The 4,706-nt window shown below is 40.5% G+C and carries 3 protein-coding genes; all 3 read left to right on the plus strand.

Going from position 1 to position 4,706, the window contains the following annotated elements:
* The coding region (locus C200_RS15880) for a hypothetical protein (protein WP_248782678.1) at positions 1–1,058 on the plus strand (1,058 nt) is incomplete at its 5' end.
* Between the two features lie 285 nt (positions 1,059–1,343).
* Complete coding sequence (locus C200_RS13505) at positions 1,344–3,500, plus strand: hypothetical protein (RefSeq protein WP_016211690.1); 2,157 nt, start codon at positions 1,344–1,346, stop codon at positions 3,498–3,500.
* A 75-nt stretch (positions 3,501–3,575) separates the two neighbouring features.
* Positions 3,576–4,706, plus strand: a 1,131-nt coding sequence (locus tag C200_RS13510) for a hypothetical protein (RefSeq protein ID WP_033923834.1), incomplete at its 3' end; no start/stop codon positions are given.

The raw sequence follows: 4,706 nt of genomic DNA on the forward strand, positions 1-4,706 counted from the left end.
GAGGTAGCGACGCTTACGTGTGTAAGCTTTGTTTTTTTGCTGGGAATGAGGATGCCCTTTTATCTGAACTAAACAAAAAGAAAGATTTTTATTTATTGGTAGAGTCTTTTGGCTCTTCAAAAAGAACTTTATCGGTTGAGGATATTTATAATCGAGGTTGTAGAGCAAAGGGAAGTGAATTAACAATTGCACTGCATAAATTTATATATGATAAACAGTTTGAAAAATTCATACATTTGCTCTCATCATCTCGTCATTCCTTAGATACCCAAATCAAATCAGATGCTGCTCCTTACTGTAAAAGTATGGGGGAGGTTTGTAGATTAGCTTCTTTTAAAGATCCTTGTGATCCTCACAAGCCTGATAGTTTAGTTGCACTCGAATGTCGATTAGAACAGCCAGGTTTTGACTTATTAGCAGCAGAAATTGGTGGTACTTCAACTGCATCTATTCGTACCTATGCTGATCAGAGCCAAGGTTCTCGTAAGCAAAGTCTTAAAGGTTTTATTGGGGAATTACAGCGTGAAGCGATTAACCCGGTAGAAATTTTTTTAACTAAAAGTATTAGGGAGTTAGAAAAATATGTTAATAATCAATCAAAGCCCAGTTTTATGGATTCTTCACATGCAGCTAGGCGTCAATTTGCCCAAGAGAAAGCAGATAGATTAAGAGAAATGCTCGATTTTTGTCGGAGTATGAATGGAACAGCAGAGGAAATAAACGAGTTACAGACGGTTTTTATTATGCCGATTGTAACCGAGTTTCAGAGCCCCTTAGAGCGCGCAAAAGAACAGTTTGGTCGAAGAAGTTTACGAGGGCTAGGAGCTGTTTTAAAACAATTTGAAAAGAATCGCCAGGCCCTATGCTTACCCACTAGCGTAGCCGAATTGCTGGAGAGAGGTCATGAAGAGGATTTACAGCAAGTCCATTCATTACAAAGTGGCTATTCGAGTTTTCAAACTGCCGAAGCTGTTAGGCCGGTGATGGAAGAGGATACTCAGCGCCAACCGGCGGCCTTTGTTCCCTTTGAAGTCAGGGCTCCTGAGCCTGGGGCATGAAATGTTATCAGGTATATTTAAAGAGGTCTGTTTGTGTGTAGCATGTTCATGCGGTTAGGGTTATAGTGGTGTTGCCTTGCTTATACATATTTTGATATTTTATCTCTAAGAAGAAAGAGTTTGCTCTTGCTGTCCTGGTGAATGCATACTTGTAACACTCACTATTTTACAAAAACCTAAGATAATACCTTTGTTTTTTTAAAAAATTAACATATGAATAAAATTTTTAGGTAAGTAAGGTGAGTGTTAAAACTTTTTAATTAATGGAAAGGGATTTATAGGGATATGGCAACAACAGAGCGTGGTTTACTTCATCAGATGCATTCTTCACAAGTTTACCTTAGAGAGTTTAGAGAGCTTAATGCGTTGAAAACTCGATTATCTGAGTCTGACTTGGTTGATGAAGAACTACAAAGGCAGTTACCAGGTTGCGAAAACATGGATGCTATTTGCAAGGTTTTTAGTCGTTCTATTCAAGGTTCTGAAGAATTATTATATCTGTTAAATGAGACCGCTGAGTTTGATTCTTTGGCGCAAACGTTTGGGCGTAGAAGAAAGCCAGTGTTTGTCGGAGATATTTATGCACGTGCTCAAGGTAAGATGCAGCTTGAGATATATGAGTTGCGCTGGCTTTTTAGTTCAGGCCAGCATAGACCGAGAGATCTGCCTGAAGGTATACCTAAAGCGATTGATGAAGATGCAGAGGTGAGCTATGAACAGTTTGTTCGCTTGAAGTTGCGGCTTGCCAGAATGGCGGGGATTGATCCGAAGATCAAGGAAGCATTTAATTATTGTCGGCATATGAGTGATTTATGTCAGCTTTTTTCTAGCGCTGATGTTCGGAGTTTGGGAGTTTTTCTAGGTCAGCTTAATGCTAGACGAGGAGACTTCTATTTATTAGCGAATCACCTTCGGCCTTATTATGCAAGAAACTTTGTGCACGCAGATATTCGTCGATATGCCAGACTCTTTCAGCCATCAGTTGCGCTTTTTGAGTTTCAGTTTGAAGCGCTTAAAGCTACATTAAGTGGGTCTGAATTTATAAATCATGATATCAGGGGCATGCTACCACTTTGTAAAGATATGTTTCAGCTGTGTAAGCTTTTTTCTGGTGTAAGTTCTGTTACTGCCGAGGGCTTTAGGTTTTTACTATCTCAACTTAATGATGAACAAAGTTTTGGTATTTTAGCGAAGAAGATTAAGTCTGCGGCAGGTCCTCTCATCTCTGAAGATATACACCGTTGTAGTGTAAGTGTGCGTTTACCTGTTGAACTGGATGAATTTTTGCATTATAAACAATTTGAGTGGCTCAAGGGTCGATTTGCTATTTATGGTGTGATAGATCGAGATGTTCGTGAGGCTTTTGGCTATTGTGCTGATATACAGCAGTTGTGTCGATTTTGTTTGAGTGCAGGTCCTGAGAGCTTTGGGGTGCTTTTAGGTCAACTTAATCGGCCACGTGAATTTGGGGTGTTGGCTAAGAGAATGAGGCCTTCAGAGGGTGAAATTACTCTTGCAGACCTTCAGCGTGTTTGTGCTGATATTGGGGTCACTGAACTACCAGGTGAATTATATCGGGTTTTATACGTGAAACAGTTTAAAAAGCTTAAAGCTGAATTGGCGCCGTTGCTTTATTCACAGGCAGGAGCTGAAGAAACGGCAAAAGCGATTCCGTTTTGTAATGATTTACCTGAACTCTGCCGGTTGCTTTCTTTTAAAGGTGGAAAAAAAGCTGCTGAGCAGGACTATTTGGCAGAGCTGGCTCGCATATTACAGAATCCTGATTTTGATTTATTGGCTCGAGGTGTTGGTGCTTCACCGCAAGTTCAAGTTGAGGTTGGACTACTTTCTGTTTGTGCCGGTTCAAGTCAATATTCTGCTGAGCTTGGCCTTGAGAGGGTGGTTGTAGGCTTAAAGCAAGAAGTGGCAAGTCCAGTCGATGCTTTTTTGCGAAATAGTATTACTGCTTTTGAAAAATATGGCAATAGCCAGGTAGAAGCATCATCTTGGTCTTTAGACACTAAAGCGAATCAAGATAGTCGACGTCAATTTGCAAAAGATCAGGCCGCTCATTTTAGTGGGATATTATTATCTTTTGAGCAATTTTCAGGTAGTCCAGAAGAAATAGAGAGCCAAAAACTGGCTGCTGTTCGGGATATTTCAAAAACAAAAGATAACCCTATTATTAAAGCGGCAAAAGCGCAGCACAGCAGAACATTTGGGTTAACAGGTGGATTGAAAGCCGCGATAGAAGCGTTTAAAGGCAATTGCCAGGATTTAGATCAATCTAAAAAAGTGAGGGAGTTACCGACTTCTGATAGGGACAGCCGATCAAGCAGTACGAGCAGTTTTCAAACGACAAGAATGATGCAGGTTGTGAGTGAGCAGAGTGATCACCATCAGCTTATTTCTGCACCAGAAGAAGTCGATCGTGGGTTATGAGTTTAGGTGATTTTATAATTTGAGGCTGATAGAAAAGATAAAAATAAGATGGAATTTGATAGGGGCTAACGGACTATGCCAAAGCAAAATATCGTTGTACTTTCTTTAGATTTTGATGGTTGTATTGGGGCTGTTGTTGAAAATGGTGATCAGGTTAGAGCAGATCGGAGTTTTGTCAGGTATTTAGCGAGGGAAATAGCACAATTTGATAAAGCGGTGTTAATGGTTGGGTCAGCGCGCCAATCTCCGGAAGTCGAGAAGTACAATGCTGAGTATCGAGGAAAAAAGTGGGCAAAACATTGCTTTCTTTTTATGGAAAACTTAAGTGTTGTTTTAGGTGTAGAGCTTGACCGTTTTCTTTTAGCGGATATTTATCATGGTAGGGCAGATGGTGCTTCATTTAAAGCGAAGGCTAGTTGGGGGTATAAGTTTCGACCTGGTTGGGACTTTGATGAAAAGAAAGTTAGTATTTTATATGCTCAAATACACCGTGCAGCGTTACAGAACCCTGGGGCAAATATTGAGTTTAAGTTTTATGATGATCGACGTGATATCCTTGCTCACTTGAGATTGTTTTTTGAAGATAATCCAGACTTAATGCCGAGCAACGTCAGACTGTCATTGTTTCATTCTCGTGGTAGTGCACCTGCTCCTGATGGTTGGTATTATCAAGTGCAAGGTCAAGGCTATGTGGATCGATTGTATAAACAAACAGTAGCTAGCTTTGGTAAAAAAACGCAACAGCTGCAATCTGAAGAAAGAGCATTAAAACGTTTGATCGAGGAGATCAGGCCTCAATTATCAGAGTTAAAAAAAATCGAATTAACTCAATGCAGTACATTGCAAGATTTATGTTTTCTTGTCTCAATTCGTCAAAAGGGCGGGGTGCTTAACCCAACCAATGCAACAAGTTCAGCGGATAAGTTGGTCAGTTTTTTAAATCTGCCGAGAAATTATTTTTTAAGGCGTGCAATCTGTCCACAGGGTGAAAAAGTCCGAGTTAGGGATATTCGACATTTTGCTTTACATGGCCATGAGGTTGATTATGCGAGAGTGCAAAGTGGTTATCGTTTGAGTGGTCAAGCGCGCGAGGAAGAAAAGTACTTTGCTCTGACAGAAAATAAACATCCAGAGCAGCCGCTGCTGGTTTTTAGGGATTTTTTAGTGGCGCAAGATGAGGGCCAACATCAAACGCTGCGAGCCATG

Origin of the sequence: Piscirickettsia salmonis LF-89 = ATCC VR-1361 (assembly GCF_000297215.2) — a bacterium.
GTDB lineage: Bacteria > Pseudomonadota > Gammaproteobacteria > Piscirickettsiales > Piscirickettsiaceae > Piscirickettsia > Piscirickettsia salmonis.

Excerpts from the sequence above, each read along its gene's own strand:
- C200_RS13505 (WP_016211690.1), top strand. The coding sequence starts at position 1,344 with ATGGCAACAACAGAGCGTGGTTTACTTCATCAGATGCATTCTTCACAA.